Source organism: Streptomyces sp. NPDC048604 (assembly GCF_043199435.1).
GTDB lineage: Bacteria > Actinomycetota > Actinomycetes > Streptomycetales > Streptomycetaceae > Streptomyces.
Genome location: NZ_JBICVX010000006.1, coordinates 244,298 through 270,703 on the forward strand (window position 1 = coordinate 244,298; position 26,406 = coordinate 270,703).

Annotated in this window: 24 protein-coding genes; 10 read left to right on the forward strand and 14 right to left on the reverse strand. The window is 72.4% G+C overall.

What is annotated here, in order from left to right; all coding sequences use genetic code 11:
- Positions 1–127 precede the first annotated feature (127 nt).
- Both ACGFMM_RS15060 and ACGFMM_RS15065 read left to right on the forward strand, forming a co-directional pair.
- Positions 128–1,552, forward strand: a complete 1,425-nt coding sequence (locus ACGFMM_RS15060; protein ID WP_393646665.1) for a tetratricopeptide repeat protein — start codon at positions 128–130, stop codon at positions 1,550–1,552.
- A 195-nt stretch (positions 1,553–1,747) separates the two neighbouring features.
- Complete coding sequence (locus tag ACGFMM_RS15065) at positions 1,748–2,833, forward strand: tyrosine-protein phosphatase (protein WP_393646666.1); 1,086 nt, start codon at positions 1,748–1,750, stop codon at positions 2,831–2,833.
- Between the two features lie 34 nt (positions 2,834–2,867).
- Here the strand turns inward: ACGFMM_RS15065 and ACGFMM_RS15070 are convergent, their stop codons facing one another.
- From ACGFMM_RS15070 to ACGFMM_RS15080, 3 genes are all read right to left on the reverse strand, one after another.
- Positions 2,868–3,530 (reverse strand): hypothetical protein, encoded by a 663-nt coding sequence (locus tag ACGFMM_RS15070; protein WP_393646947.1) that lies wholly within the window; start codon positions 3,528–3,530, stop codon positions 2,868–2,870.
- A 5-nt stretch (positions 3,531–3,535) separates the two neighbouring features.
- The gene (htpX, locus tag ACGFMM_RS15075; protein WP_393646668.1) at positions 3,536–4,453 is read right to left on the reverse strand and encodes a zinc metalloprotease HtpX; all 918 of its coding nucleotides are present in this window, start codon (positions 4,451–4,453) and stop codon (positions 3,536–3,538) included.
- 143 nt (positions 4,454–4,596) lie between these two features.
- The gene (locus ACGFMM_RS15080; RefSeq protein WP_393646670.1) at positions 4,597–5,169 is read right to left on the reverse strand and encodes an antibiotic biosynthesis monooxygenase; all 573 of its coding nucleotides are present in this window, start codon (positions 5,167–5,169) and stop codon (positions 4,597–4,599) included.
- A gap of 198 nt (positions 5,170–5,367) precedes the next feature.
- Between ACGFMM_RS15080 and ACGFMM_RS15085 the strand changes: the two genes are divergently transcribed.
- Entirely contained in the window at positions 5,368–6,405 is a 1,038-nt protein-coding gene (locus tag ACGFMM_RS15085) for a LacI family DNA-binding transcriptional regulator (RefSeq protein ID WP_393646948.1), read from the forward strand.
- Here the strand turns inward: ACGFMM_RS15085 and ACGFMM_RS15090 are convergent.
- A complete protein-coding gene (locus tag ACGFMM_RS15090; RefSeq protein WP_393646672.1) occupies positions 6,354–7,403 on the reverse strand; it encodes a GlxA family transcriptional regulator in 1,050 nt (349 codons plus the stop codon). The genes ACGFMM_RS15085 and ACGFMM_RS15090 overlap by 52 nt on opposite strands.
- Positions 7,404–7,532: 129 nt before the next feature.
- On the opposite strand from ACGFMM_RS15090, the gene ACGFMM_RS15095 reads away from it, so the two are divergent.
- Positions 7,533–8,456: an NADP-dependent oxidoreductase gene (locus tag ACGFMM_RS15095; protein ID WP_393646674.1), complete on the forward strand. Its 924-nt coding sequence runs from the start codon at positions 7,533–7,535 to the stop codon at positions 8,454–8,456.
- A gap of 16 nt (positions 8,457–8,472) precedes the next feature.
- On the opposite strand, the gene ACGFMM_RS15100 is transcribed toward ACGFMM_RS15095, so the two are convergent.
- Positions 8,473–9,114, reverse strand: coding sequence for a TetR/AcrR family transcriptional regulator (locus tag ACGFMM_RS15100; RefSeq protein WP_393646676.1), 642 nt, complete (start codon positions 9,112–9,114; stop codon positions 8,473–8,475).
- 71 nt (positions 9,115–9,185) lie between these two features.
- Between ACGFMM_RS15100 and ACGFMM_RS15105 the strand changes: the two genes are divergently transcribed.
- Complete coding sequence (locus tag ACGFMM_RS15105; RefSeq protein WP_393646677.1) at positions 9,186–10,790, forward strand: FAD-binding oxidoreductase; 1,605 nt, start codon at positions 9,186–9,188, stop codon at positions 10,788–10,790.
- A 33-nt stretch (positions 10,791–10,823) separates the two neighbouring features.
- Here ACGFMM_RS15105 and ACGFMM_RS15110 read toward each other — a convergent pair whose 3' ends face one another.
- Positions 10,824–11,624 (reverse strand): VOC family protein, encoded by an 801-nt coding sequence (locus ACGFMM_RS15110; protein WP_393646679.1) that lies wholly within the window; start codon positions 11,622–11,624, stop codon positions 10,824–10,826.
- Positions 11,625–11,824: 200 nt separating this feature from the next.
- On the opposite strand from ACGFMM_RS15110, the gene ACGFMM_RS15115 reads away from it, so the two are divergent.
- Positions 11,825–12,154 carry a TfoX/Sxy family protein gene (locus ACGFMM_RS15115; protein ID WP_393646681.1) on the forward strand — a complete coding sequence of 110 codons (330 nt, stop codon included), beginning with the start codon at positions 11,825–11,827 and terminating at the stop codon, positions 12,152–12,154.
- 46 nt (positions 12,155–12,200) lie between these two features.
- Here the strand turns inward: ACGFMM_RS15115 and ACGFMM_RS15120 are convergent, their stop codons facing one another.
- Both ACGFMM_RS15120 and ACGFMM_RS15125 read right to left on the reverse strand, forming a co-directional pair.
- Positions 12,201–12,662: an SRPBCC family protein gene (locus ACGFMM_RS15120; protein ID WP_393646683.1), complete on the reverse strand. Its 462-nt coding sequence runs from the start codon at positions 12,660–12,662 to the stop codon at positions 12,201–12,203.
- Positions 12,663–12,674: 12 nt separating this feature from the next.
- Positions 12,675–13,091, reverse strand: a complete 417-nt coding sequence (locus tag ACGFMM_RS15125) for an SRPBCC domain-containing protein (protein WP_393646684.1) — start codon at positions 13,089–13,091, stop codon at positions 12,675–12,677.
- A 105-nt stretch (positions 13,092–13,196) separates the two neighbouring features.
- Here ACGFMM_RS15125 and ACGFMM_RS15130 point away from each other — a divergent pair, with 105 nt between their 5' ends.
- The 3 genes from ACGFMM_RS15130 to ACGFMM_RS15140 all read left to right on the forward strand — a co-directional run bounded on the left by ACGFMM_RS15130 (position 13,197) and on the right by ACGFMM_RS15140 (position 15,725).
- Positions 13,197–13,517 (forward strand): ArsR/SmtB family transcription factor, encoded by a 321-nt coding sequence (locus ACGFMM_RS15130; RefSeq protein ID WP_393646685.1) that lies wholly within the window; start codon positions 13,197–13,199, stop codon positions 13,515–13,517.
- Positions 13,514–14,008 (forward strand): SRPBCC domain-containing protein, encoded by a 495-nt coding sequence (locus ACGFMM_RS15135; RefSeq protein ID WP_393646687.1) that lies wholly within the window; start codon positions 13,514–13,516, stop codon positions 14,006–14,008. The genes ACGFMM_RS15130 and ACGFMM_RS15135 overlap by 4 nt, the downstream gene beginning before the upstream one ends.
- A gap of 214 nt (positions 14,009–14,222) precedes the next feature.
- Complete coding sequence (locus tag ACGFMM_RS15140) at positions 14,223–15,725, forward strand: DHA2 family efflux MFS transporter permease subunit (protein WP_393646689.1); 1,503 nt, start codon at positions 14,223–14,225, stop codon at positions 15,723–15,725.
- Between the two features lie 135 nt (positions 15,726–15,860).
- Here the strand turns inward: ACGFMM_RS15140 and ACGFMM_RS15145 are convergent, their stop codons facing one another.
- From ACGFMM_RS15145 to ACGFMM_RS15160, 4 genes are all read right to left on the reverse strand, one after another.
- Positions 15,861–17,795 (reverse strand): ABC transporter permease, encoded by a 1,935-nt coding sequence (locus tag ACGFMM_RS15145; RefSeq protein ID WP_393646690.1) that lies wholly within the window; start codon positions 17,793–17,795, stop codon positions 15,861–15,863.
- A gap of 100 nt (positions 17,796–17,895) precedes the next feature.
- Positions 17,896–18,705 (reverse strand): molybdate ABC transporter substrate-binding protein, encoded by an 810-nt coding sequence (gene modA, locus ACGFMM_RS15150; protein ID WP_393646692.1) that lies wholly within the window; start codon positions 18,703–18,705, stop codon positions 17,896–17,898.
- Between the two features lie 91 nt (positions 18,706–18,796).
- The gene (locus tag ACGFMM_RS15155) at positions 18,797–19,186 is read right to left on the reverse strand and encodes a molybdopterin-binding protein (protein WP_393646693.1); all 390 of its coding nucleotides are present in this window, start codon (positions 19,184–19,186) and stop codon (positions 18,797–18,799) included.
- A gap of 109 nt (positions 19,187–19,295) precedes the next feature.
- A complete protein-coding gene (locus ACGFMM_RS15160) occupies positions 19,296–19,796 on the reverse strand; it encodes a molybdopterin-dependent oxidoreductase (protein WP_393646694.1) in 501 nt (166 codons plus the stop codon).
- Between the two features lie 299 nt (positions 19,797–20,095).
- On the opposite strand from ACGFMM_RS15160, the gene ACGFMM_RS15165 reads away from it, so the two are divergent.
- A complete protein-coding gene (locus ACGFMM_RS15165) occupies positions 20,096–21,643 on the forward strand; it encodes a PucR family transcriptional regulator (protein ID WP_393646696.1) in 1,548 nt (515 codons plus the stop codon).
- 64 nt (positions 21,644–21,707) lie between these two features.
- Here the strand turns inward: ACGFMM_RS15165 and ACGFMM_RS15170 are convergent, their stop codons facing one another.
- Complete coding sequence (locus ACGFMM_RS15170; RefSeq protein ID WP_393646698.1) at positions 21,708–22,106, reverse strand: molybdopterin-binding protein; 399 nt, start codon at positions 22,104–22,106, stop codon at positions 21,708–21,710.
- A gap of 18 nt (positions 22,107–22,124) precedes the next feature.
- Positions 22,125–26,345 carry a molybdopterin-dependent oxidoreductase gene (locus tag ACGFMM_RS15175; protein ID WP_393646700.1) on the reverse strand — a complete coding sequence of 1,407 codons (4,221 nt, stop codon included), beginning with the start codon at positions 26,343–26,345 and terminating at the stop codon, positions 22,125–22,127.
- Positions 26,346–26,406: the final 61 nt, after the last annotated feature.

Below are 26,406 nucleotides of genomic sequence, written 5' to 3' on the forward strand. Positions count from 1 at the left end.
CGGGTCGCCGGACGATCACTCCTTCAGGGACTGTGCCCGGGCGCGCGTTCCTGGCTCCATGGGAGGAAGGCGTCGGCCGTCGCGGCGCCGATCCGATGGCAGGGCTCTCGTGACGAGGTGATCAGCGTTGGCGACCGACCGGTACGGTCACGACTTGTACAACGGCACATCAGAGGCGGCAGCGCATCTGGACCGTGCAGTGGAGCACCTGCTCTTCTTTCGCCCGGACGTGGTCGAGGCGGTCGACGACCTCCTGGCGGCCGCGCCTGCCGCACCGGTCGCGCAGGCGTTCGCGGCGTACCTGGGCGTGCTCGGCACCGAGCCGGCCGACGCCGCCGCGGCACGGCGGCGGTTCGACGGTTTCGCCGCCGGCCTCGACGCGACCGCTCTGCCCCTGCGGGAGCGCCTGCACACGGCCGCCGCGCAGAGCCTGCTCGCGGGCGATCTGCGGCGCGCGAGCGCGCTCCTGGAGGAGCTGACCGTGGCCTGCCCGCGCGACGCGCTCGCGCTGTTCGTCGGGCACCAGCTCGACTTCCTCACCGGCGACGCCCTGCGCCTGCGGGACAGGATCGGCGGAGCCCTGTCGGCCTGGGAGGAGGACGACCCCCACCGGGGCCCGCTCCTGGGCATGTACGCCTTCGGCCTGGAGGAGTCCGGGCACTACACCCACGCCCGGGAGACGGGAACGGCCGCGGTCGAGCGCAATCCCCAGGACGTGTGGGCCATCCACGCCGTCGTGCACACCTACGAGATGCAGGGGCGCTTCGCCGAGGGCATCGCGTATCTCGACGCGCGCACCGGAGACTGGTCCGCGGGCAACTTCCTGACGGTCCACAACTGGTGGCACTACGCGCTCTACGCCTTGGAGGCGGGCCGGACGGACACCGCGCTCGGCATCTACGACGCGGCGCTGCACAACGAGGAGTCCAGGGGCCTGGCGATGGAACTCCTCGACGCGGCGGCCATGTTGTGGCGGTTCCACCTCGCCGGATCCGACCAGACCCGCCGGTGGGAGGCGCTCGCGGACGCGTGGTCCGCACGGGCCGATCCGCCGTTCTACGCCTTCAACGACGTGCACGCGGTCATGTCCTACGTCGGCGCCGGCCGGGTCGCCCGGGCGCAGCGGCTGATCGACGACCGCAGGCGCTGGCTGGCGGAGCCGGGTACGGAGGCGGTCACCAACCACGCGATGACCGCGCAGGTGGGCCTGCCCGTGTGCGAGGCGCTCGTCGCCCACGCCGCGGGGGACCACGGTGCCGTCATGGAACTGCTGTGGCCGCTGCGCCGGCGGCTGCACGAGTTCGGAGGCAGCCACGCCCAGCGTGACGCGGTCCAGAAGACCCTCCTGGAGGCGGCGTTGAGGTCCGGGCGGCACGACATGGCGCGCGTACTGATCAGCGAGCGGACCGCGCTGCGGCCGGCCAGCCCGTACAACTGGCTGAGCCGGGCCCGTCTGGCGGACTCGCTGGGCGACGCCGCCCGCGCCGCCGTCGCCCGGGACCGGGCGGGCCGGCTGGGCCGGACCGGAGACCTCACGGCCGCCCGCTTCTGACGGCCGCCCGCTTCTGACGTCCGCCCGCTTCTGACGGCCGCCCGCTTCTGACGGTCGCCCGGCCCGTCCTCGGAACCGCCCCCGCAGCTGCACATCATGCATAGGTGGCATGTTTTGCCACCTGCCTTCGTGGGGGCGGTATCCAGCCATGCCGCGTTCATGCGACGTTCGCCCCGTCCGCCCACGCTCACGGCCATGAACAAGGCAACCCTGTCCACCACCGCCCTCGTCTCCGCTCTCGCGCTCGGCCTGCCCCTGGCGCCGTCCGCCACCGCCTCCGTGTGGGACCTGCCGCGAAACCCGGGCCGGCACCATTCAGGCCAGGCCATCCCGTTCACGGAGGCCACCGTCACCGCCGGCGCCGACGGTTCGTACTCCCTCAGCTGGAAGGCGGAAGGCGTCAAGCACGTAGAGATCCGCGCGAACGGCAGAGTCGTCGCGAAGGGCGGCGCCACCGGCCGGGCCGTCGTCACCGGACTGCCCGCCGCCGACCGCCAGTGGTTCTGGTTCCAGGCCGACCGCGGCCAGGGCCTGCGGCTGGCCGACCGGCTCGTCAAGCTCTCGGGAACCGTCAACCTCCGTGACGCGGGCGGCTACCGCACCGAGAACGGCCAGTGGGTCAAGATGGGCGAGGTCTACCGTTCGGACGCCCTCGACAAGCTGACCGCCGAGGACCAGGCCACGCTCCGCCGCCTGCGCATCGACACCGTCTTCGACCTGCGCATGGCGGACGAGCGGGCCAAGGACCCCGACAAGGTCCCCGCCGGCGCCGACTACGTCGTCGCCGACGTCTTCGCGGGCTCGGGCGCCTTCCAGAGCATGCCGAGGACCCCCGCCGAGGCCGAGCGGATGATGATCGCCGCCGAGAAGGCCATGGTCGGCGGCGACGGCGGCAAGAAGGCGTACACCCAGGTGCTCGACGGCATCGGCGACGACGACGCGCGCGCCGTGCTCTTCCACTGCACCGCCGGCAAGGACCGCACCGGCTGGTCCAACGCCGCCCTGCTGACCGCCCTCGGCGTGCCGCGGGACACGGTCATGGCCGACTACCTCGCCAGCAACGCCTACCGCAAGGCCGCCAACGACGCGATCCTCGGCCACCTCCCGCCCCAGCAGGCCGCCGTCTACAAGCCGCTGCTCGACGTCCGCCCCGAGTACCTCAACTCCGGCTACGACGAGGTCGAGGCGACGTACGGCTCCTTCGACCGCTACCTCAAGGACGCCCTCGGCATCGACCACCGCGAGCTGAAGCGCCTCAGGAAGGACCTCCTCGTCGGCTGAACCCCGTCCGGCCGCCCGCCGACGAGCGCGCCGCTCAAGCGGCTCCGGTGAGACCCGGTGCGCCCCAGACGGGGAACCAGCGTTCCATGTCCGGCTCCAGGGCGAGATCGTCCGCGAGCAGGGACCTGACCTGGAGTTCCAGGGCGTTGTCCCGCGTCTCGGCACGGTCGGCACGCGGCGCGAAGGGATAGAAGGTGCCGCGCTTGTAGAGGTAGACCAGCGCGAGGTCGCGAGCTCGGTGGCCGTCCCCGCCGCGCCCTGCCGCCGCCGGCGCGCGGAAGTTCGTCAGGGAGCACAGCAGGTTGGGGCCGAAGCCGGACTCCTCGAGCAACGAGTTGACCGCGTGCAGCTCGTTGACCAGGGTGACGGGGTCGTCGGCGGGCCGGCGGACGGTCAGCCAGGTGTATCCGTACGCGTCCGAGGCGTATGTCACGGGGGATGCCGCCGCACCGGCGTCCCCGCCCCGGCCCTCCTCCGCGCCCTCCTCCGCGCCGATGTCGAGCAGGTCCCGCACCTCCTCCTTCAGGCGCGCGAACGCCCCGCCCTCCACCGCCGCGAAGCAGACCGACCCGACCCCGGTCGGCACGAAGCCCGTACCCGCCTGAAGCGTGACCGCGGCGCCGGGCAGCCCGAAGAGACGGTCCAGATCGGGCCGTACGGGGCGGCTGCGTCCGAGGATGCTGTCGAGGAGCCCCACCGCCGTCACGCCCCGCCGAGCTGCGCCGAGATCCGGCCGAGCTGCTCCAGCCGCTGCTCCAGGGTGGGGTGGGTGGACAGCAGGCGGCCCAGGCTCTCCTTCGAGGAGAAGGCGGGCGCGAACCAGAAGGCGTTGTACGGCTCCGCCTTGCGCAGGTCCCTCGTCGGGATCCGGGCCATCTCGCCGCTCACCTTGGTGAGCGCGGAGGCCAGGGCCGAGGGGCGGCCGGTGAGCAGCGCGGCGGCCCGGTCGGCGGCGAGTTCGCGGTAGCGGGAGAGCACCCGGGTCAGCAGGAAGCTGATCACGTAGACGGCACCGCTGACGACCGGTATCAGGATGGCGGCGGCGCCCAGGGTGCTGTCCCGGCTGCGGCCGAGGCCGCTGTAGAGCGCGACGCGGGTCATCACCCCGGCGAGCACGCCGAGGAACGAGGCGATGGTCATGACCGCGACGTCCCGATGCGCCACATGGGACATCTCGTGGGCGAGGACCCCCTCCAGCTCCTCCGGCTCCAGCCGCCGCAGCAGACCCGTGGTGACGCAGACCAGCGCGGTGCGCTCGCCGCGGCCCGTGGCGAAGGCGTTGGGCACGTCGCTGTCGGCGACGGCCACCTTCGGTTTCGGCATGTCGGCCAGCGCGCAGATCCGGTCCACCGTGCCGTGCAGTTCGGGCGCCTGCTCGCGGGTCACCTCGCGGGCCCCCATCCCCAGGGCGGCGATCTTGTCGCTGAACCAGAACTGCCCGACGAACAGCACGCCCGCGACCAGCAGGATGATCGGCCAGGACCCCTGCAGCAGCACCAGCAGGACGCCGACGAAGACCACGTACAGCAGTCCGATCAGGAACATCGTCGTCGCCATACGGGCCGAGAGCCCCCGGTCGGGGGCGTAGCGCGAGCGGGACGAGGAACGGGTTCCGGCCATCCGCGCACCCTCTTCCAGCACCGTGCGGGACGGGCCGGGCACCGGGCCGGGACCGGCGTTCCATCCCTTTCCTGCCAGTGTGCTCCCCGGTACGCCGGAACGGACCACGGCGGGCGTCTTGGTGCCGTGACCGTGCTCGGGCGCTACGGCGTGAGCCAGCCGCGCAGGAGTCTGCTCACGGCGGGCATCGCCACGTACGTCATGAGCACGTTGAAGACACAGGCGATGACCGCGCTGTTGAGCAGGAGGGGGAGTGCGGCGAGGTGGGGGACGAGGAAGAGGCTGCCGAACACGGAGATCGGGTAGATGGCCAGGGTGGCGCTGATCGCCATCTTCCACCGGGGCGGCGCGGGCCGTGTGGAGCCGGGCTTGGCGAACCAGGTCTCCATGCCGGTGAGTTCGCGCCGGGCGATCTCGGTGTGGTGGTGTCCCTCGCAGTCGGCGAACCAGGCCGCCCGCTCAGGCGACTCCTGCCAGGCGCGGCAGGCTTCCGCGTCCCGGAAGCGGTGGACGAGGAACCAGGGCGCGTCGCCGCCGGAGGAGCGGAAGAGCCCGTATCCGAGGTGGCCGGGGAAGGCCGCCGCGCTCTCGAGGATGCCCCTCGCCCACCGCTCGAAGGCGGCTTCGTAGCCGGGCTCCACCCGGCGGGCTATCAGGAGCGTCACCTCGCCCGCGTCGGCGGGGACGGTGGCGTGCTCAAGGCTGACCGCGGTCACACATACTCCTCATGATCACACCGCGCCCGCCCGTACTCTACGCCCTACCGGCCCGCCCGAGGACCGGGAACGGCCCGGTGGGGGCCGGCCGACGACAGGGGAGGAACCGGGGTGGCGGAGAAGGACACGGCCGGCCGGCGGGCGGCGGACGGGCCCGAAGGCCGGCGGGGGACGGAGGGACGGCCGCGGCGCGTCTCCATGGCGGACGTGGCTCGGCTCGCGGGCGTCTCCTCGCAGACCGTCTCCCGTGTCTCCAACGGCGACCCGGCCGTCGTCGAGACCACCCGCCAGAAGGTCCTCGACGCCATGAAGGAACTCGGCTACCGGCCCAACAGCGCCGCCCGCGCCCTCAAGCGCGGCGACTTCCGCGCCATCGGCGTCATCACGACGGGGCTGTCGAGCACCGGCAACGTGCGCACCCTGGAGGCCATCGCGGGAGCCGCCTCCCGCGCCGGGTACGCGGTCACCCTCATCCCGCTCGACGCCCCGACCCAGGACCACGTGCGCGGGGCCTTCACCAGGCTCGACGAACTCGCCGTCGACGCGGTGATCCTCATCATGGAGGTACGCCTCCTCGACACGGCCGCGCTCAGGCTCCCGCCGCACGTCAAGGCGGTCGTGGTGGACTCCGACGCGACCGGGCGCCTCCCCGTCGTGGACACCGACCAGCGGCAGGGCGCGCGCAGCGCCGTACGGCATCTGCTCGACCTCGGGCACGAGACGGTGTGGCACCTGGCCGGCCCCGAGGAGTCCTTCGCCGCGGGGCGCCGTGCGGAGGCCTGGGAGGCGGCGCTGCGCGAGGAGGGGCGGAAGGCGCCCCCAGTGCTGCGGGGGGACTGGACGCCCGAGTCCGGTTACGCGGCGGGGCTCGCGCTCGCCGAGGAGGCCGGCTGCACGGCGGTCTTCGTCGCCAACGACCAGATGGCCCTCGGCGTGCTGCGGGCCTTCCACGAGCGGGGCGTACGGGTGCCCGAGGACGTGAGCGTGGTCGGCTTCGACGACATCGCCGAGGCGTCCTCCTTCATCCCGCCCCTGACGACGGTCCGTCAGGACTTCGGCCAGGTCGGCGAACTGTGCGTCGACGCCGTGCTCAGGGAGCTGCGCGGCGAGACGGTGACGGGCGTACCTCTCGTGCCGACGACCCTGGTGGAACGGGCCAGCACGGCGGCCCCGCGAGAGGGCCGCTACGCGTCCGTGCGCGACGGCGGGGCGCCGGTGCCGAAGGCGCGGCGGTAGGCGGCGGGGGAGATGCCGAACGCGGTCCTCATGTGGGCGCGCAGCGAGTTCCCGGAACCGATTCCGGCCCGGTGCGCGACCAGGTCGATCGGGAGGTCGGTCGTCTCCAGGAGCTGCTTGGCGAGTTCCAGCCGCTGCGCGGTGAGCCACTGCACGGGCGTCATGCCGACCTCTTCGCGGAACCGGCGGGTGAACGACCGCAGGCTCATGCGGGCGTGCTCGGAGAGCCGGGCGAGAGTGAGGGGTTCCGCGAGGTGCTCGAGGGCCCAGGCGCGGGTGGCGGAGGTGCCGGCCAGGGTGGGCTCCGGGACCGGGCGGTCGATGAACTGGGCCTGCCCGCCGTCCCGCCAGGGCGGCACGACGCACATGCGGGCGGCGCGGTTGGCGGCCGCGGCGCCGTGGTCGCGCCGGATCATGTGCAGGCACAGGTCGACGCCCGCGGCCACGCCCGCGGAGGTCAGGACGTCGCCGTCGTCGACGAAGAGCACCTCGTCGTCGACCTTGACCTCGGGGTAGGCCCGGCGGAACTCCGGTGCGAGATTCCAGTGCGTGGTGGCCGGCCGGCCGTCGAGCAGCCCGGCGGCGGCCAGCACGTACGACCCAGTGCAGATCGACACCAGCCGGGTGCCCGGCCGGATCCCGGCGATGGCGGCGCGCACCTCGGGCGGCAGCGGGCCTCCCCGGCCCAGCTCGGGCATGGCGTGCGTGGGCGGGACGATCACCGTGTCGGCATGGGCGAGCGCCTCCGGGCCGGCGGCGGGCTGCACGATGAACCCGGCGTCGCTGAGCACGGGGGCACCGTCGGCCGTGCAGACGATGACCTCGTACAGGGGCCGGCCCTCGGCGTCCGCGACGCTGCCGAAGACCCGGGAGGGGATGCCGAGCTCGAACGGGGGCACTCCCGGCAGGGCGAGCACGGCGATGCGGTGGGGTACCGCGGCGCCCGCCTCGCTTCCCGCGCTCGTGTCCTCCGCGGTCGTTCCCGGAATGGTGCTCATGGCCAGATCCTGTCACATGGTGTCTGGATGGCCAACACCATGAGGGCCTGGACTGTCCGATCGTGGAGCCGTCGCCGCCGGAAGAGATCCGGTGGCATGCCGATGAGAGACGGAAACGAGGCGGACAGCATGCGTGCGATGGTCGTGGAGCAGTGGGGCGGACCCGAGAACCTGGTCGAGCGCGAGGTGGAGCGCCCCGAGCCGGGCCTGAACGAGGTCCTGGTCCGGGTGCACGCCGCCGGGGTGAACCCGGTGGACTGGAAGACCCGCGCCAGCGGGGCCCTCATCGCCTGGGGCGACGTCCCCGTCGTCGGCTGGGACGTGTCCGGCACGGTGGAGGCCGTCGGCCCCGGCGTGGGGATCTTCCGCCCCGGTGACGAGGTGTTCGGGATGCCGCTGTTCCCGCGCCAGGCGGGCGCGTACGCGGAGTACGTGGTGGCGCCGGCCCGCCACCTAGCGCCGAAGCCGGCGTCCCTGACGCACGTGGAGGCCGCGGCGCTGCCGCTCGCCGCCCTGACCGCCTGGCAGGCCCTCGTCGACGCGGCGGGCGTCCGCCCCGGCGAGCGGGTGCTGGTGCACGCCGCGGCCGGAGGGGTCGGCCACCTCGCCGTGCAGATCGCCAAGGCCCGCGGGGCGTACGTCATCGGCACCGCGAGCGCGGCCAAGCACGACCTGGTGCGGGAGCTGGGCGCGGACGAGGTGGTCGACTACCGCACTGCCCGTTTCGAGGACGTCGTCTCCGACGTGGACGTCGTCCTTGACGGCCTCGGCGGGGAGACGGCCGAGCGCTCCCTGAAGGTGCTCCGCGACGGGGGCAGGCTCATCACCCTGCCGGGGCCGGACGACGTCCCGGCCGCCGGGGACGGGGTGCGCGCCGACTGGGTCCTGGTCGAGCCCGACCACCTGGGCCTGCGCGAGGTCGCGGCCCTGGTGGAGCGCGGGGAGCTGAGGCCGGTGGTCGACACCGTGCTGCCGCTCGGCGAGGCCGCGCAGGCCCATGCGATCGGCGAGCGGGGCCGCACCACGGGCAAGATCGTCCTCACGGTCGCCTGAGTCTCGGCGACCCCGGTCACGGCCGGTCGTCGCCGTCGGCGAGTCCGATGTGGCGGGCGGCGGCGAAGATCCGGGCGCAGCGCCTTGTCATGGCCTCGGGGGACTGGTCGGGGTGGTTGATCCACCAGCGGACCAGGGCGGTGCACAGGCCGCGCCAGGCGTACTTGAGGGCGTCGGCGTCGAGCGGGTCGTCGGATCCGGCCGTGTGCAGAAGGTCGGCGGCGCCGCTCGCGGCGAGGTCGTCGATGGCGTCGCGGTAGTGCGCCGCGCGGTGGGCGGCGTCGCTGCCGGGAGGCAGCGTGGCGTCGTACAGGACGAACCATGCCTCGCGCTGCCCTTCCAGGGCGGTGAACAGGGCGTCCATCACGCGCAGGGGGGTGGGCGGCGCGCCGGCGGCGGGTTCGGTCATCGCGGTACGGACGGCGCCGAGCAGCCGGTCGCCGATGGGGTTCAGGCATGCGAGGTAGAGGTCCTGCTTGCCGCCGAAGTACTGGTGCAGCAGCGGCTTGGTGACGCCCACGCGCGAGGCGATGGCGGCCATCGTCGTGGCCTCGTAGCCGTGGCGGCCGAACTCCTCGGTGGCCGCGGCCAGGGCCTGTCGTTCGCGGGCGGCCCTCGGCATGCCCTTGGTGCCGGCCTTGGCGGGGACTGTTGTCATGACAGCGAATCTTACCCTACGGTAATTTTCCATCGGGTAAGTTCACTGGAGACCCCGCTGGGAGCACACTCATGCCTGCCACCGCGACCGACCCCGGCACCGCCCGCCCCCGCTCCTGGTGGGGCTGGGGCCATGCCGACGCCCACCCCGACGACGCCGAATGCATCGCACTGGGCGCCCTGCTGCCGGGCACCCTGGCCCGCCCGCTGCCGCCGCCGCGCATCGCCGACCTCCCCATCGGCCGCCCGGGAGCGGCACCCCCGTCCTCCCTGGCGCACCTGGTCACCGCCGATCCCGAAGAGCGTGCCGCCCACGCCATGGGCAAGGCCTACCGCGACGTCATCCGCGCCCTGCGCGGCCGGCCCGGCCGCATCCCCGACCTGGTCGCCCGCCCCACCGACGACCTGGAGGTGGCCGACCTGCTCGACTGGGCCGGCGAACACGCCGTGGCCGTCATCCCCTTCGGCGGCGGTTCCTCCGTGGTCGGCGGAGTGGAGTACCGCGGCGACGCCCACCGGGCCGTGCTGTCCCTCGACCTGACCGCGATGGACCGGGTCCTGGAGATCGACACCACCAGCCGCTCCGCCCTCATCCAGGCCGGAGCCCTCGGCCCCGTACTGGAAGGACAGCTGCGGCCACACGGTCTGACCCTGCGTCACTTCCCGCAGAGCTTCGAGTTCTCCACCCTCGGCGGCTGGCTCGCCACCCGGGCCGGCGGCCACTACGCCACCGTCCACACCCACATCGACGACTTCGTGCAGTCCCTGCGCGTCGTCACCCCCGCCGGCGCAGGCACGTCGTGGCGGCTCCCCGGTTCCGGCGCCGGACCGTCGCCCGACCGGCTGTTCCTCGGCTCCGAAGGCTCGCTCGGCGTCATCACCGAGGCGTGGATGCGCCTGCAGGAACGCCCCCGGCACAAAGCCTCGGCGTCCGTGGCCTTCGCCGACTTCCACCGCGCACTGGACGCGGTACGGGCCATCGCCCAGTCGGACCTCGTCCCGGCCAACTGCCGTCTGCTCGACCCCGGCGAGGCACTGCTGTCCGGGGCCTCGCACGACGGCTCGACCGTCCTCGTCCTGGGCTTCGAATCCGCCACCGGCCCTGTCGAGGACCGTCTCGAAACGGCCCTGGACCTCGCCCGGGCCCACGGCGGACGCGGCGAGGCGCCGCAGGCCGACAGCGGCGCGGGAGCGGACTCGGCCGTCGGCGCCTGGCGCTCGGCATTCCTCCGCATGCCCTACCTGCGTGACGGCCTGGCCCGGATGGGCGCGGTCGTCGACACCTTCGAGACCGCCGCCACCTGGGACCGCGTCCCCGCGCTGATCGACGCCGTACGCACCGAGGTCGGCGCGGCCGCCCTGAAGGCCACCGGCCACCAGGCGACCGTCAACTGCCGCCTGACGCACGTCTACCCCGACGGCGCCGCCCCCTACTTCACCGTGGCGGTGGCCGGCCGCCCCGGCGACGAGGTCCAGATCTGGGACGACATCAAGGCCGCCGCCACCGACGTCCTCAACCGCCACCGCGCCACGATCACCCACCACCACGCGGTCGGCCGCGACCACCGCCCCGGCTACGACCTCCAGCGCCCGGAACCCTTCGCCCTGGCGCTCCGAGCCGCCAAGCACGCCCTCGACCCGCACCACATCCTCAACCCGGGAGTCCTCCTCGACTGACCCCGGGCATTCGCGGTCCGGGTACCGGGCGCGTCACTTGGGGGTGGGCTTCAGGACCACGAAGTCGGCGTTCGACGGGTCGAGGCAGACGGCGAGGCGGCCCACGTCCTCGGCGTCGTCCGGGCCCATCTGGACGCTGCCGCCGTTCTCGGTGACCTTGGCGATCGCGGCGTCGCAGTCGACGACGTCGAAGACCGGGTGCCAGTACGGGTGGCCGCCCGCGAGGGCGAGGTTCTCCTTGGGCAGTTCCATCAGGCCGCCCTGCATGCGCTCCTGAGGCAGGCCGGCGGGGGTGATGAGGGTGTACGTGCCGCCCCCGCCCGGCAGCTCCATGTCGGAGTACTGCCAGCCGAAGACGCTGCCGTAGAACTCCCGGGCGGCCGCGGCGTCGCTCGTGTAGAGCTCCGTCCACGACAGCGACCCCGGTGCGTCGACCAGGTCGACGCCCTTGCTCGTACCCGGCTGCCAGACGGCGAACTGACCTCCCAGCGGATCGCTGTACTGGGCCATCCGCCCCCACTCCTCGAGGTCCATCGGCGGGACGCGCACCGTGCCGCCCGCGCGTTCGACGGCCTCGGTCGTGGCATCCGCGTCGGCGACGCTGTAGTAGATCATCCAGGCGGAGCGGGCGCCCTTCTCGGTGAGCTTGCCCAGGCCGGCCACGATCTTGCCGTCCTTGCGGAACATGCCGCCCTCCATGTCCTCCCCGCCGCCGGTCATCGGCTCGTATTCCCAGTCGAGGACGTTGCCGTAGAAGCTCGCGGCGGCCGGGACGTCGGGGGCGCCGAGGTCGAGCCAGCAGGGGGAACCGGGGGCGAAGTCAGTGGTGATCATGGGTATTCCCTTTCGCAGATCCCGTACGTTGCTCAGCCTGCCATCGGCCACTGACAGCCGCCCCTCGGCCGCACCGCCACGCCCGGGACGAACCGGGGCCCGAAGTTGCCCGGGTCGGGCCCTTGCCGAGATGCTGTCGGTCAACCGACCTACCGGCGCTGCGTCCGGCGGACCGCGGCCCCCTGCGGGAAGGTGGACGCATGGCGTACGACGAGGGGCTGGCCCAGCGGATCAGGGAGCAGCTCGGCGAACGGTCGGACATCACCGAGAAGCGGATGTTCGGCGGGCTGTCCTTCCTGCTGGGCGGCAACATGAGCGTGGGCGTGGTCGGCGACGAGCTCATCGCCCGGGTGGGCACGGACAGGGCCGAGGAGGCGCTCGCCCGCCCCGAGGCCCGGCCCATGGACTTCACCGGCCGGCCGATGCGTGGCTGGGTCACGGTCTCGGGCCCCGCGCTTGCGGAGGACTCCGTCCTGCGGCACTGGGTGACGGAGTCGGTGGCCTTCGCCGCCACGCTCCCGCCGAAGTAGCCCGTGCCGCCCGCGGCGCTCGGTGATCGGCCCGTCGGGCCCGGGATCACCCCGAAGCCGGGGCCCGCTCCTCCATCAGGGCCTTGAGCCGTGCGAGGTCCTTGCGCTGGGCGCGGCGCATGGCGGCCGCCATGACGGGCGCGGCGAGCGAGGCGAAGCCGCTGGGCTCGCCCCGGTTGCGCAGGGTCATGCGGGTGTGGTCGCCGGCCTGCCCGTACGGCTCCCAGGTGTACGTGGTCTCCATGGGGAACGGGCCCTCTGCGGTCCGCATCACCAGCCGGCGCCCCGGCTCGTACGCCGTGATCTCGTACGTGTAGGCCAGCCGCCGGCCGAGGAAGCGGGCCACGAACGCCATCCGCGAGCCGATCGCGGCGGGCGGCCGGGTCCGCCATTCGACCGAGGCGATGTTCTCGTACCACTCCGGCGCGTGCGAAGGGTCGGCCGCGTAGGCCGCGACCCGCTCGCACGGGACGGCGATCACCGTCTCGGTCAGGACGTCGACGTGCATCGGGGGCCCGCCTCAGACGGTGAAGAAGGGGTTCGGGGTACCCGTCTCGGCGTAGTCCTTCAGCCGGGTCATCAGGATGCCCCAGGTCTCGCTGATCATCGGGAGCTCGGCCTCGCCTTCCGGGAACCCGGAGTGGGAGAAGGCCACGCGCGTGCCGTCCGCCGTCTCGGTCAGCTCCCAGGTGATGGTGGTGCCGGCCCAGTGGGGCGGGAAGGCGCCGACGTTCACCCACACGACGCGGTCCTCGTCGGCCCGGTCGCGGCGGAGCCGGAACGGCTCGGGGACGCCGGGGAAGTTGAAGTACAGGACCTCGTCCTTGCGGTTGACGTCGTCGGTCCACCAGCCGGTGAGCCCGTCGTGGGTGTTGAGCGCATCGAGGACGCGGGCGCGGTCGGTGGCGATGTCGGTCTCGTAGGTGATCGCGGTCATGGCGTGCTCCAGGTGGTGCGGGGATGTTCCTGCGGTCTTACTTCAGTCGAGACTAAAATAAGCCCGCCGGAGCGGCAAGCTGAAGCCTGGACTAAAATTCGGAGCGTGGACGCGGTACAGGTGATAGCCGAACCCAGGCGGCGCGAGATCCTCCGGCTGATCTGGGAGGACGAGCTGTCCGCGGGCGACATCGCGGCGCGCTTCGAGGTCACCTTCGGCGCCGTCTCCCAGCACCTCAAGGTGCTGCGCGACACCGGACTGGTGACGCTGCGCAAGGACGGGACCAAGCGGTTCTACCGGGCCGACCGGCAGGCGCTGGGCCCGCTCGCCGAGTACCTCCAGGCCATGTGGGCCACCAAGCTCGACACCCTCGCCCGCCTCGCCGAAGCAGCCGAAGAAGCCGAACGGAACGAGCCCCCTTCATGACGCCCCCTTCGACCCCCTCGACGCCCTCGACCTCCTCCACCCCCGCCGGCACCGTGATCGTGGAGCGGCACATCGAAGCCCGCCCCGAGACCGTCTTCGGGTTCTTCACCGACCGCGAGAAATGGCTGTCCTGGATGGGCGCCGACGGCGTCTTCTCCTTCGAGCCCGGCGGCTCGTACCGCACCCGCGTCACCGGCGAGAACACCGCCTCCGGCCGCTTCATCACCGTCGACCCGCCCAAGAGGCTCGTCTTCAGCTGGGGTTGGGAGAACGGCGCCATGCCCGTCCCGCCCGGCTCCAGCACCGTGGAGATCACCCTGAAACCCGTCGCCGGCGGCACGCTGCTGCGGCTGGTCCACAGCGGACTCCCGTCCCCCGAGGCCTGCGCCGCGCACGCCGAGGGCTGGGAGCACTACGTCGGCCGGCTGGCGGTACAGGCCGAGGGCGGCGACCCCGGCCCGGACGCCTGGATGCAGCCCCCCACGACCTGACAGTCGGAGACCTGACAGCAGGAGAGCCGGCCGGACGGCACGGCATGCCTTTGGCCCGTAGCATGCCTTTGCCCGTACGGGGTCGGCAAAATCGTTTGAGCTTGTGCCGCGGCACCGACAGGATCGGGGGGATACCGATGAGTTCTTCCCGGCGACGCGGTCTGTCAGCGTGACCCGCCCACATGCGGAGGACACTCACCTGACGGAAGGCGCCATGCTCGCACCACACGCAACACCCACCCTCCCGCCCGCTCGCGTCACCACCGTGCTGCGGATTCTCGTGCTGTCCACGTTCGTCGTCCTTCTCAACGAGACGATCATGGTCAACGCGATCCCGCGGCTCATGCGCGAGTTCGAGGTCACCGCGTCAGCCGCGGGGTGGCTGTCCACGGCCTTCATGCTCACCATGGCCGTCGTCATCCCGGTGACGGGGTGGTTCCTCCAGCGCGTGACGACCCGGACCGCCTTCGGCCTGGCCATGGCACTGTTCCTCGCCGGCACGGCTCTCGCCGCGGCAGCGCCCGCCTTCCCCGTGCTGCTGGCCGCCCGTGTCATCCAGGCCAGCGGCACCGCCGTCATGATGCCGCTGCTCATGACGACGCTGATGACCCTCGTGCCCCCGCAGGACCGCGGCCGTGTCATGGGCAACATCACCCTCGTCATCTCCGTCGCACCCGCCCTCGGCCCCGCGGCCTCCGGCGTGCTGCTGCAGCTGGGGACCTGGCGCCTGCTGTTCCTGGCCGTGCTGCCCATCGCCGGAGCCATGGCCATATTCGGTCGGAGCAAGCTGGTCAACATCGGCGAGCCGCAGGCCGGCCCGATCGACTGGCTGTCCGTCCCTCTGGCGGCGGCGGGCTTCGGCGCTCTGGTCTACGGCCTGAGCGGGCTCGGCGCCGGGAACGAGGCCCAGGCCCCCTTGTCCCCGGAGGTCATGACCCTGGCCGGCGCCGTGCTGGTCGGCCTCTTCGTATGGCGGCAGCTGGCGCTTCAGCGCTCGTCCACGCCGCTCCTTGACCTGCGCGCACTGACCTTCCGCCACTTCTCGGTGGCGCTCGGCCTGATGTGCCTGTCCTTCATGGCCCTCATGGGCGCCTTCATCCTGCTGCCGATCTATCTGCAGGAGGTGTGCGGCCTGAGCTCGCTGCACACCGGGCTGCTCCTCATCCCCGGCGGCCTCACCATGGGCCTGCTCGGTCCACAGGTCGGCAAGCTCTACGACCGACTCGGCGCACCGCGCCTGGTCGTGCCCGGAGCCGCACTCACCGCGCTCTGCCTCGCGCTGTTCGCCTTCGTGGGCGAACAGACCTCGCCGTGGCTGGTGCTCGCCCTTCACGTGGCCCTGAGCGCCGGTATGGCGTTCGTCTTCACCCCCGTCTTCACCTCCGGCCTGTCCGTACTGCCGCCGCACCTGTACCCCCACGGCTCCGCCATCCTGGGCTCGCTCCAGCAGGTCTCGGCCGCCGCCGGCACCGCCCTGGTCATCAGCGTCATGTCGGGACGCGCCGCCACGGCGGCAGCCGACGGCGCCGACGCCACCGGCGCCCTGGCCATGGGCGTCCGGTGGGGCTTCGGCATCGGCGCCGCGCTCGGCGCCCTGGCCGTGCTGGTAGCCCTGCTGGTCCGCACCCCGCCCGCGCCGGAAGCGCCTGCCGCGGCGGAGGCCCAGGACGAAGACGGCACCACCACGCCGACCAAGACCGCCCCCACGTCCACCTGAGGCGCCCTGGCCGATCGGCCCGGTGCTCGCTCCTACGAAGTCCCTGATGCCGCGTCATCGTGGCCCGTGGATTCGGAGGAAGAGCACCGGGCCGTCCGTGTGCCGGGGCCGTCTACTCGTACCGCAGCCCGTCGGTCAGAGGGCCACGACCGTCGCCTCGGTCGCCTTGACGCTGGTCCAGACGGACACCCCGTCCGCGAGACCGAGTTCGGCGACGGCCTGCGGCGTGATCTCGGCGACGAGGTCGGGCGCGCGTTCGGAGGTGATCAGCACCCGCAGCCGGCTTCCCGAGGCAGTGATCTCCCGTACGGTGCCGGGCCACACATTGCGGGGGCTCCCGCCGGGCTTCTCGCGGTGGACGGACACGGCCTCGGGCGCGACGATCGCGAGCGCCGCCGTACCTGCCGGCGGCGGGTCGGCCGCGATCAGGACGCCGCCGCCGTCGAGCGCGAGGCCCTCCGACGTGGCCGTACCGGACAGCGCGTTGCGGCCGAGCATCCGCGCGACCCAGGGAGAGCGGGGGTGGCGGGTGACCTCGGCGGGGGAGGCGTCCTGGATCGCGCGGCCCTCGTCGAGGACGAGGACGCGGTCGGCGAGGGAGACGGCCTCGACCGGGTCGTGGGTGACGATCAGGCAGACGCCGCCGAAGCCGGCGAGGTGGGTGCGCAGGGTGTGCCGTACGTGGGCCCGCGTGGTCTGGTCGAGCGCGGCCAGCGGCTCGTCGAGGACGAGCAGCCGGGGACGGGCCGCGAGCGCCCTGGCCAGGGCGACCCGCTGCGCCTGGCCGCCGGACAACTGGCCGGGCCTGCGGTGTGCGAGGTGGCCGACGCCGAGCCGGTCGAGCCAACCGGCCGCCGTGCGGCGGGACTCGGCGCGCGGGACGCCCTGGGCGCGGAGCCCGTACGCCGTGTTGGCGAGGGCGGTCATGTGCGGGAAGAGCGCGCCGTCCTGCGGCACCCACGCGACGTGCCGACGGTGCGGGGGCAGGGTGGTGACGTCGGTGTCGCCGAGGACGAGGTCCGCGTGGGCCCGGGGAGTGAGTCCGAGCAGGGCGCGGAGCAGGGTGGTCTTGCCTGCGCCGTTCGGGCCGACGACGGCGATCGTGGTGCCGGGATCGGCATCGAGGCCGAGTCGGGTGAAGCCGGTGACCTCGGCATGCAGGGACCAGCGTTCGTCGGGCGGGGGAGTGGCGGCCGCGGTGACCTGCGGCTCCGCAGCGCTCGGCTCCGCGGCGTCCTCGGGGACGGCGCGGTGCGCGCGGTCGGCCGGTGTTCCCGTCCAGCGTCCCCGCAGGGCGATCAGTACGGCCATGGCGATGGCGAGCAGCAGCAGCGAGACGGACGTCGCGGCCTCGGGCTCGTCCTGGAGCAGCAGGTAGACCTGGAGCGGCAGGGTCTGGGTGGCGCCGGGCAGGTTGCCGGCGAAGGTGATCGTGGCGCCGAACTCGCCGAGCGCCCGGGCCCAGGTCAGGGCCGCGCCCGCGATGACGCCGGGCGCCACCATGGGAAGCGTGACGGTGAAGAAGACCCGTACGGGCGAGGCGCCGAGAGAGGCGGCCGTCTCCTCGTAGCGCGGCCGCAGTCCGCCGAGCGCGCCCTCCAGGCTGATGACCAGGAAGGGCATGGCGACGAAGGTCGCGGCGAGCACGGCTCCCGAGGTGTGGAACGGCAGCGTGATGCCGAAGGTGTTCTCCAGCCACGGTCCGAGGAGCCCGCGCCGGCCGAAGGCGAGGAGCAGCGCGACGCCGCCGACGGTGGGCGGCAGCACCATGGGGAGCAGGACGAGCGAGCGCACGAACGCCTTGCCAGGGAACGGAACCCGGGCGAGCAGCCACGCCAGCGGGACGCCGAGCAGCAGAGAGAGGCCGAGGGACCAGAAGGAGACGAGGAGCGACAGCTTCAGCGCCTCGACGGTCCCCGGCGAGCTGAGGTGGTCGGCCAGCTCGCCCCATTCGGTCCGTACGAGGATGCCGACCAGCGGGAGGGCCAGGAAGGCCACGGCCGCCAGCGCGGGCAGCGCCAGCGTCAGGGGCGGACGGGCGCGCGGCGTACGGACGGCTGCTCGTTGCATCGATGATCCCGAAGACATGACGACATAGGGCGGAAAGGAGAAGGGGCTGTCCGTTCCCCCGAGTACGGACAGCCCCTCCGATCTGTGCGATCCCGGTCCGCTACGGCTTCTGGAAGCCGGCGTCCTGGAGGATCTTCTGGCCCTCGGGCGAGGACAGCCAGGCGACGAACGCGGCCGCGGCCTCGGCGTTCTTCGAGTCCTTCAGCGTGGCCGCCGGGTACTGTGCGACCGCATTCTGCGCGTCGGGGATCTCGACGGCGTCGACCTTGTCCTTCGCGCTCTCGGCGTCCGTCTTGTACACGAGACCGGCATCCGCCTCGCCGAGCTCGACCTTGCTCAGCACGGCGCGCACGTTCGGCTCCTGGGAGACCGGCTTCACCGTGATCTTCTGGGCGTCGAGGATCTGCTTGCTGTACTTGCCGGCCGGCACCTGCGGCGCGGCGAGCACGACCTTCAGCTTGGTGTCCCCGAGGTCCTTGAGCTCGTCGACCTTGTGCGGGTTGCCCTCGTTGGTGGCGATGACGAGACGGTTCCTGGCGATGATCGCCGGGGCACCGGTGTCGGCCTTCACCTTGTCCATGCTCTTGGTGTCGGCGGTGACCAGGACATCGGCCGGGGAGCCCTGGGACACCTGGGCGACGAGCTCCTGCGAGCCGGCGAACGAGAAGGTGATCTTCGTGCCGGGGTGCGCCTTCTCGTACGCGGCGCCGGCGGTCTTGAAGACGTCGGTGAGGGACGCCGCGGCGAGGACCGTGAGGTTGGCCGCGGGTGCGGCGCTCGCGGAGCCGGAGGGCGCCGACCCGGCGGTGTCCTTCTTGGCGTCGTCGTTGCCGCAGGCGGTGAGCGGGACGAGCAGGGCCGCGGTGAGGGCGGCAGCGACGGTACGACGTCTGGTGACGGTGAGCGACATGAGGATCTGAACTCCTGGGGACGAACGGAAAGTGCAGCGGGAGGCCGGCCGCGCCGACGGCCGATTTCTTTCGGTACTGCGTGAGGGAGTGTCAGGTGCGGTCGATGTGCACGCTGGTCGACTTCACGCGGGCGGTGGCCTGCATGCCGACTTCCAGTCCCAGTTCCTCCACGGCCTCACGGGTGAGGAGGGAGACCAGCCGGTGCGGCCCGGCCTGGATCTCGACCTGGGCCGCGATGTCGCCGAGCTTGATCGCGGTGACGATGCCGGGGAAGGCGTTGCGCGCCGAGGTGTACGACGCGTCGTCGTCATCGCCCTGCGCGATCTCGACGGAGAACGCGGCCAGGGACTTGCCGTCGATCACCCGACGGCCGCTCTCGTCGCGGTGGGTCGCGACCCTCCCCGCGTCCGCCCAGCGCCGCGCCGTGTCGGGGCTGACGCCCAGCAGACGCGCGGCCTGACCGATGGTGTAGGACTGCATATGCGACACCGTAGGCCGGAACTACTCCCATCTGCAAGAAGGTCGTGCGACCCTCCATCGCGAATAAGAGAGGGCTTGGAGGAAAGGATGAGCGGGACGTCCGGCGGTCTCAGTCCCCGGACGGTGCGAGCTCCGGGAGCCGGCAGGTGCCGACCCAGATCCCGGTGACGGCGCTGACGTAGCGGGCGCCGCAGCGGTCGGAGGGGACGACCAGTTGGGCGCCGGCGACGTCGAGGTCCTCGTCGTCCATGCGGGTCGCGAGCAGGATGGGGGCGCCGCAGAAGTCGGCGTCGATCTCGGCCCACGACAGGACCGTGTGGTGACCGTCGTCCCCGTTCACGGCCAGCAGGAAGCGGGAGCGCTCCTTGCGACGGGAGGGGTCGAATTCGGGCCGGGCCACGGTCACGACCTCGCGGAGCAGCGGCCCTTCGAAGGCGTGGTGCTGCGGCCCTGCCTTGGCGCAGTCGAAGACGACCTCGGCGCGGTGCTGGTCCCAGCCCTCCCGCAGATCCGCGACCGTGATCACGACCGGGTCGGCCACGTCCCCCCAGAGCGCGAAGGATCCTTTGCGTACGTGCGTCGGGCGGGAAGTCGTGCTCGGTCGGCTCATCGGCGGTCCCTCTCGGGTGGGCGGCTCGGCGGCTGCCCCGAGTGATACCCGACCTCCGGAGCGCAGAACCGCGTTTGCCACCTGTACTCGCGTTTTCAACAGCATTTGGGGGCTTGGTGCGAGTAGCACGCTCCCATTCTCCAGGGCATTGGGACAACATCCCGGGTTGCGCGGTCGGGGTCGGAGGATGAAACAAGAGCTGTTTCATGCGTATCGCTTGGCATCTACGATGTCTTGTCTCGCATTCACCTCGTGAATGTGGGGGTGGGTTCATCCCGTGATCGCGCAAGGAGTCTCGTATGCACGTCGGCCACCTCCTCCGTCTCGACCGCCTGGACCTGTCCCTCGTCTGGGGAGACGAGGCGCTGCTCGGCCAGGAGATCGGCGGAGTCACGACGACCGACCTGGAAGAGCCGGCGCGGTTTCTCCGGCCCGGGGAGATCGTCCTGAGCGGACTCGTGTGGTGGAGCCGGGGCGGCGACCCTGCCACGGCCGATCGCTTCGTGGCGGCGCTGCGGCAGGCCGGCGTCGTGGCCCTGCTGGCCGGTGAGGAGACCCACAGCGAGGTGCCGCGGGAGCTTGCGGAGGCGTGCCGCAGGCATCGGCTGGCCCTGATCGCCGTGCCTCCGCACACCAGCTTCCGGGCGATCATCGAAGCCGTCTACCTCCGGCAGTGGAGCGAGCTCAGCCGGCGCCCCACGGACCACTACGCGCTGCCGGAGAACGTCCGCCTGGACCTCGACCGGGCCCTGGAAAACGGTGCGACAGCGGGTGAGTTGCTCGACCGGGCGTTCGCCCACCTCGGCACGCCCGGCTCCCACCTGCTGACCGGCAGCGGCCGTACGGTCGCCCGGACCGGCGGAGCGCCGGAACTGCCCGCGCCGCGGGCCGTGGAGCTGCTGCGTGGTGGGCAGGGCACGACGCTGCGCGTCGAGGCCGACGGCACGGTCTTCGACACCTGGCACCTCCACCTGCCCGAGGCGGGACAGGTGCCGCCGAGGGTCCTCCAGGAGATCGCCGAACTCCTCGGCCGCCACCGACGCCGGCAGGACCGGATCCGGGCGGCGAGCGGCCCGGCGCTCGCGGAACTCGCGGAGGCCGTGGCGGACCCGCGTCTCGACGCCCCTCGCTTGCAGCACGCTCTGGCGTCCTGTGGTCTCGGCGGCAAGGACGCGTACACCGTGGTGGTCGCGGCCGCCCCGGGGACGCACGGGGACACGGGTGCCGACAGCGTGGCCGCGCTCACGGAGGCCCTGCATCATCTGCCGTCCGCCGACTTCGACTTCGACTTCGCCGTCTCCGAAGGCTTCGGCGGAGAAGCGGTGGCGGTCGTCGCGCACGACGGGGAGCCGGCGGACGACGTGAGGAAGCGGCTGGACGAGGTCTGGCCGCTGATCCACGCCTGCCGCTCGGACCTCGCCCTGCACGCCGGCGTGAGCGGGCCCACCGACAGCCCGGCGGGGCTGAACGCCGCGCTCACCCAGGCCCGTTACGCACTGGCGGCGGCCCGCACCGAGGCACCCTCCGCACCGGGCGTCGCCGGTCTCGGCGACCTCGACGGGCTCGGCATGCTGATGGCCGGCATCCCCGACCACGTACGGAACGCGTACCGCGAGACGGTCCTGGGACCGCTGCTGCGCGCCGGACGGGGGTCGAGCGCCATGCTCCTGGAGACGCTGGAGGTCTTCCTGGCACGCGACTGTTCCTGGGCGAGGACCGCCGCGGCCCTGCACATCCACGTCAACACGGTCCACTACCGCGTCGAGCGCATCGAGGCCCTGACCGGCCGCGACCTGTCCCGCCTCGACCACAAGGCGGACCTGCGCGCGGCACTGCTCTGCCGCTGACGAGCCGTACGGCCTTCAGCGACCCGAGCGGCCCGTGCGGTCAGGGCAGGCCTCAGGGCGGGTCTCAGGGCAGGTCGATGTGCACGCTCGTCGACTTCACCCGCGCGGTCACCGTGACCCCGACCTCGAGCCCCAGCTCCTCGACGGCCTCGCGCGTCACGAGCGACACCAGGCGGTGGGGCCCGGACTGCACCTCGACCTGCGCGGCCACGTCGTCGACGCGTACCCCGGTCACGATCCCCACGAACGAGTTCCGGACGGAGGTCGGCACATCGTCCTCGGGAACGGCGTGCAGCCCCGCGCCCCGCTCCCGAGCGAAGCGGGCCAGGGCGACTCCGTCGATCACCCGCTTGCCGGAGCCCTCCCGCTCCATGCCCAGTTTCCCGCCGTCCGCCCACCGGCGAACGGTCTCCGAACTCACTCCGAGCAGCTGCGCGGCCTGCCCAATGCTGTACGACGGCACACCCGCACCCTAGGCCACTCAGTAGACGTCGCGGACGTAGCGCTTGTCCGCGGCCATCTGCTTGACGTAGGCGGCCGCCTGCTCGTCGCCCATCCTGCCGTGGCGGGCGACGAGCTCGCGCAGGGTCTGGTCGACGTCCTTCGCCATGCGGGCGGCGTCGCCGCAGACGTAGAAGTGCGCGCCGTCCCGGAGCCAGGACCACAGGGCGGAGCCGTGCTCGCGCATGCGGTCCTGGACGTAGATCTTGTTGCGCTGGTCGCGGGAGAAGGCGATGTCGAGCCGGTCCAGGTGCCCGGAGGCCGTGTGTGCCTCCAGGTCCTCGCGGTAGTAGAAGTCGGTGGCCGCGCGCTGCTCGCCGAAGAACAGCCAGTTGCGCCCGGTGTGGCCGCGGGCCCGGCGGTCCTCCAGGAAGCCGACGAAGGGCGCCACGCCGGTTCCGGGGCCGACCATGATCATGGGGGTGGCGGGATCGGCCGGCGGGCGGAAGTGCGGGGAGCGCTGGACGAAGACCTGGACCGGGCCGTCGTCGGCGTGTTCGGCGAGATAGGCGGAGCAGACGCCGGTGCGGTCCCGTCCGCGGTCGTTGGTGTAGCGCACGACGGACACGGTGAGGCGGACCTCGCTCGGGTGCGCGAGCGGGCTGGAGGAGATCGAGTAGAGACGCGGCTGCATACGCTTGAGCACGCCGGCCCACTGGTCTGCGGAAGCGCGTACCGGGAAGGCGCCGATCACGTCGGCGGCCTGGAGTCCCCAGCTCCACTTGGCGAGTTCGTCCTTGTTGCCGGGGCGCAGAAGGCGACGGAGGTCGTGGCTTCCGGTGCGTTCGGCGACGAACTTGAGCAGGTCGGGCGTGATGCGGGTGATGTCGAGCCGGGTGCGCAGGGCCTCGGCCAGGGGGAGGGGGACGTCGCCCCCGACGTCGACGGGCTCGGCCGGGTCGAGTCCGGTGAGGGCGAGCCACTCGGCCACGAGGCCGAGATCGTTGGCCGGCCACACGCCGAGGGCGTCGCCCGCTTCGTAGGCGAGTTCGCCGCCGCGGGTGTCGAAGGCGAACTGCCGCACCTCCTTCTGGGAGCCGGGCAGGCTCAGCAGTCGGTTGCCGACGAGGAGCGTGGCGAAGGGCGAGGCCTTCGTGTACGAAGCGGGGCGCGCCGTGGTCTCGGCAGCGGCGGCTGCCTTCGCGACGGGCTGTGGCTCCGCAGCCGCAGCCGCAGCCGGAGCCGGGGCCGGGGCCGGGGCCGGAGCCGCGAGCAGCGGCAGGACCGCCGCGAGCCACGCCTCCGAGCCGGCCTCGTGGTCGGGTTCGCAGTCGGTACGGGGATGGAGGCGAGTGGCGCCGAGTTCGGCGAGCCGTTCGTCCAGGCGTCGGCCGTGACCGCAGAAGTCGTCGTAACTGGAGTCGCCGAAGGCCAGGACGGAGTAGCGCACGCCCTCCATGCGCGGGGCGTCGGGGGAGCTCAGGGCCTGCCAGAAGGCAGCGCCGTTGTCGGGGGCGTCGCCGTCGCCGAACGTGCTGGTCACCACCAGCAGATCGGCCTCGGAACCGATCTGAGCCACATCTGCGGACTCCATGGGAACGAGCGCAGGGGCGTGTCCGGCCTCGGAGAGCCGACTGACCGTGGTGGCGGCGAACTCCTCGGCGTTTCCGGTCTGGGATGCCCAGAGGATCAGCAGGCGCCGGCCCGAAATGGAGCCCTCCGCGACCTGCGGACGCTCGGGGACGTGTGCTGTGCGAGCGGTGGGCGGCGCGTCCGCGCGGGAGAACATTCCGGCGAGGACGCCGTCGACCCACAGGCTGTGCTCGGGGGCGAAGGGCGCGGAGGCCGGCAGGACGGGGACGCGGTCGTCGCCGGCCGCGCCGGACAGCCCCGTCAGGTATCCCGCCAGGTACTGGCGCTCCGGCTCCGTAAACGGAGGCGGGGCGAGGTCCGCGACGCCGAGCAGCGCGGCCAGTGCGGGAATCCCCCTGCCGTGGCCCGTGTCGGGCGCCGCCGAGGCACCGAGGGGCTCCTTCTCCGGCATGGGCTCGGGGCTCGCGACCGGGACGGGAGCCGCCGTCTTCGTGAGCGTGACCGCGCACACCTTGAACTCGGGCTGGAAGGAGATCGGGTCGATGGCGTCGTTGGTGACCGCGTTGATGCTGAGGTACTCGCCGAAGAGGTCGTTCCAGTGGAACGGAGCGAAGCAGTTGCCCGGCCGGACGCGGTCGGTGACCACGGCGGGCAGGACGGCGCGGCCGCGGCGCGAGGCGATCTCGAGGTGGTCGCCTTCCGCGACGCCGAGCCTTGCGGCGTCCTCGGGATGGACCTCGACGAAGGGTCCGGGGTTGAGTTTCGCCAGCTTGGCGACCTTTCCGGTCTTCGTCATCGTGTGCCACTGGTGCTGGAGGCGGCCCGTGTTGAGTACGAACGGATAGTCGTCGTCGGGCAGTTCGGCCGCCGGAAGGTGCGGGCGGGCGAAGAACTGGGCGCGTCCGCTCGATGTGGGGAAGGCCAGCCGGGGGCGGCCGCCGTCCTCCCGCTCCAGGAGAGCCTGGCTGACACCGTCGTTGAGGTAGCGGATCGGGTTGCGGTCCGGTCCGTCCGCGGCCGGGGCCGGCCACTGCACGGGTGTCGCGCGCAGCCGCTCGTACGTCGCGCCGCGCAGGTCCCAGCCGGTCTGCGGGTTCCGGGCCTGCTTGAGCTCCTCGAAGACCTCCTCGGCGGAGGCGTACGTGAAGGCGTCGGCGAAGCCCATCGCGCAGGCGACGCGCGCGATGAGCTGCCAGTCGGGCAGGGCCTGGCCGGGCGGGTCGACGACACCCTGGACGAGCGTGAGGTTCCGTTCCGAGTTGACCATGACGCCGTCGGACTCCGCCCACAGCGTCGCGGGCAGGACGACGTCGGCGTACGCGTTGGTCTCGGTCTCCGTGAACACGTCCTGCGTGACGACGAGTTCGGCCTTCTCGAGGGCGGCGATGACGGTCTTGCGGTTGGCGACCGAGGCGACCGGGTTCGTGCAGATGATCCAGCAGGCCTTGATGTCCCCGGCCGCCATCTGCTCGAACATCTCGACGGTGCCACGGCCGACGTCGGTCCGCAGGGTGCCCTCCGGAACGCCCCACAGCTTCTCGACGAAGTCGCGGTCGGCGTCGACGAGCACCGACCGCTGCCCGGGCAGGCCGGGGCCCATGTACCCCATCTCCCGGCCGCCCATGGCGTTGGGCTGACCGGTCAGCGAGAAGGGCCCGGAGCCCGGACGGCAGATGGCGCCGGTCGCCAGGTGCAGGTTGACCAGGGCGTTGGTGTTCCAGGTGCCGTGCGTGGACTGGTTCAGGCCCATGGTCCAGCAGCTCATCCACTCGCCGGCCTCGCCGATCCACTGTGCGGCCTGGCGGATGTCGGCCTCGGGTATCCCGGTGATGCCGGCGACTTCGGCGGGCGGATAGTCGGCGAGGAAGGCGGGCATCGACTCCCAGCCGTCCGTGAACTCGCCGATGAACTCCTCGTCGGCATGACCGTTCTCGACGAGCAGGCGCAGCAGCCCATTGAGCAGAGCGAGATCCGTACCCGGCTTGATCTGCAGGAACAGATCGGCCTTGTCGGCGGTGGCGTTGCGCCGCGGGTCGACGACGATCAGCTTCGCCCCGGCCGACTTCATCCGGTCCATCATGCGCAGGAAGAGGATCGGGTGGCAGTCCGCCATGTTGGACCCGATCACGAAGAACACGTCGGCATGGTCGAAGTCCTGGTACGAGCCCGGCGGCCCGTCCGCGCCCAGGGACAGTTTGTAGCCGGTCCCGGCGGACGCCATGCACAGCCTGGAGTTCGACTCGATCCGGTTCGTGCGCACGAACCCCTTGGCCAGCTTGTTGGCCAGGTACTGCGCCTCCAGCGACATCTGCCCGGACACGTAGAAGGACAGGGCGTCCGGCCCGTGCTCGTCCAGGATCGCGCGCAGTCGTCCCGCCACGTCGGCGACGGCGGCGTCGACATCCGTCTCGACCGGCTCGCCGCCCCGCTCAGCCCGGACCAGCGCCGTACTGGCGCGACCGGGCGCGACCATCATGTCCGCGCTCGTGGAGCCCTTCGTGCACAGCCGGCCGAAGTTGGTCGGATGCGTCTTGTCGCCGGAGGTCTTCACGGCCCGCCGCAGTCCGGTCGCCGGGTCGCGCGCGATGTCGAGGACGATCCCGCAGCCGACCCCGCAGTAGGAACAGACCGTCCGCACGGCCGCAGCCCCCGAGTCCCCAGAAGCCACCGGCACCCCTCCCCGTCGACAGCTCAGGTGGGAGGTCTCCCACGCGCCCCACCGTAGGACG

Bases quoted from the DNA above. Each gene is read 5' to 3' on its own strand.
- ACGFMM_RS15065 (WP_393646666.1), top strand. From the start codon at position 1,748: ATGAACAAGGCAACCCTGTCCACCACCGCCCTCGTCTCCGCTCTCGCG.
- htpX (WP_393646668.1), bottom strand. From the start codon at position 4,453: ATGGCCGGAACCCGTTCCTCGTCCCGCTCGCGCTACGCCCCCGACCGG.
- ACGFMM_RS15085 (WP_393646948.1), top strand. From the start codon at position 5,368: ATGGCGGACGTGGCTCGGCTCGCGGGCGTCTCCTCGCAGACCGTCTCC.
- ACGFMM_RS15090 (WP_393646672.1), bottom strand. From the start codon at position 7,403: ATGAGCACCATTCCGGGAACGACCGCGGAGGACACGAGCGCGGGAAGC.
- ACGFMM_RS15095 (WP_393646674.1), top strand. From the start codon at position 7,533: ATGCGTGCGATGGTCGTGGAGCAGTGGGGCGGACCCGAGAACCTGGTC.
- ACGFMM_RS15100 (WP_393646676.1), bottom strand. From the start codon at position 9,114: ATGACAACAGTCCCCGCCAAGGCCGGCACCAAGGGCATGCCGAGGGCC.
- ACGFMM_RS15105 (WP_393646677.1), top strand. From the start codon at position 9,186: ATGCCTGCCACCGCGACCGACCCCGGCACCGCCCGCCCCCGCTCCTGG.
- ACGFMM_RS15110 (WP_393646679.1), bottom strand. From the start codon at position 11,624: ATGATCACCACTGACTTCGCCCCCGGTTCCCCCTGCTGGCTCGACCTC.
- ACGFMM_RS15115 (WP_393646681.1), top strand. From the start codon at position 11,825: ATGGCGTACGACGAGGGGCTGGCCCAGCGGATCAGGGAGCAGCTCGGC.
- ACGFMM_RS15120 (WP_393646683.1), bottom strand. From the start codon at position 12,662: ATGCACGTCGACGTCCTGACCGAGACGGTGATCGCCGTCCCGTGCGAG.
- ACGFMM_RS15125 (WP_393646684.1), bottom strand. From the start codon at position 13,091: ATGACCGCGATCACCTACGAGACCGACATCGCCACCGACCGCGCCCGC.
- ACGFMM_RS15135 (WP_393646687.1), top strand. From the start codon at position 13,514: ATGACGCCCCCTTCGACCCCCTCGACGCCCTCGACCTCCTCCACCCCC.
- ACGFMM_RS15140 (WP_393646689.1), top strand. From the start codon at position 14,223: ATGCTCGCACCACACGCAACACCCACCCTCCCGCCCGCTCGCGTCACC.
- ACGFMM_RS15145 (WP_393646690.1), bottom strand. From the start codon at position 17,795: ATGCAACGAGCAGCCGTCCGTACGCCGCGCGCCCGTCCGCCCCTGACG.
- modA (WP_393646692.1), bottom strand. From the start codon at position 18,705: ATGTCGCTCACCGTCACCAGACGTCGTACCGTCGCTGCCGCCCTCACC.
- ACGFMM_RS15155 (WP_393646693.1), bottom strand. From the start codon at position 19,186: ATGCAGTCCTACACCATCGGTCAGGCCGCGCGTCTGCTGGGCGTCAGC.
- ACGFMM_RS15160 (WP_393646694.1), bottom strand. From the start codon at position 19,796: ATGAGCCGACCGAGCACGACTTCCCGCCCGACGCACGTACGCAAAGGA.
- ACGFMM_RS15165 (WP_393646696.1), top strand. From the start codon at position 20,096: ATGCACGTCGGCCACCTCCTCCGTCTCGACCGCCTGGACCTGTCCCTC.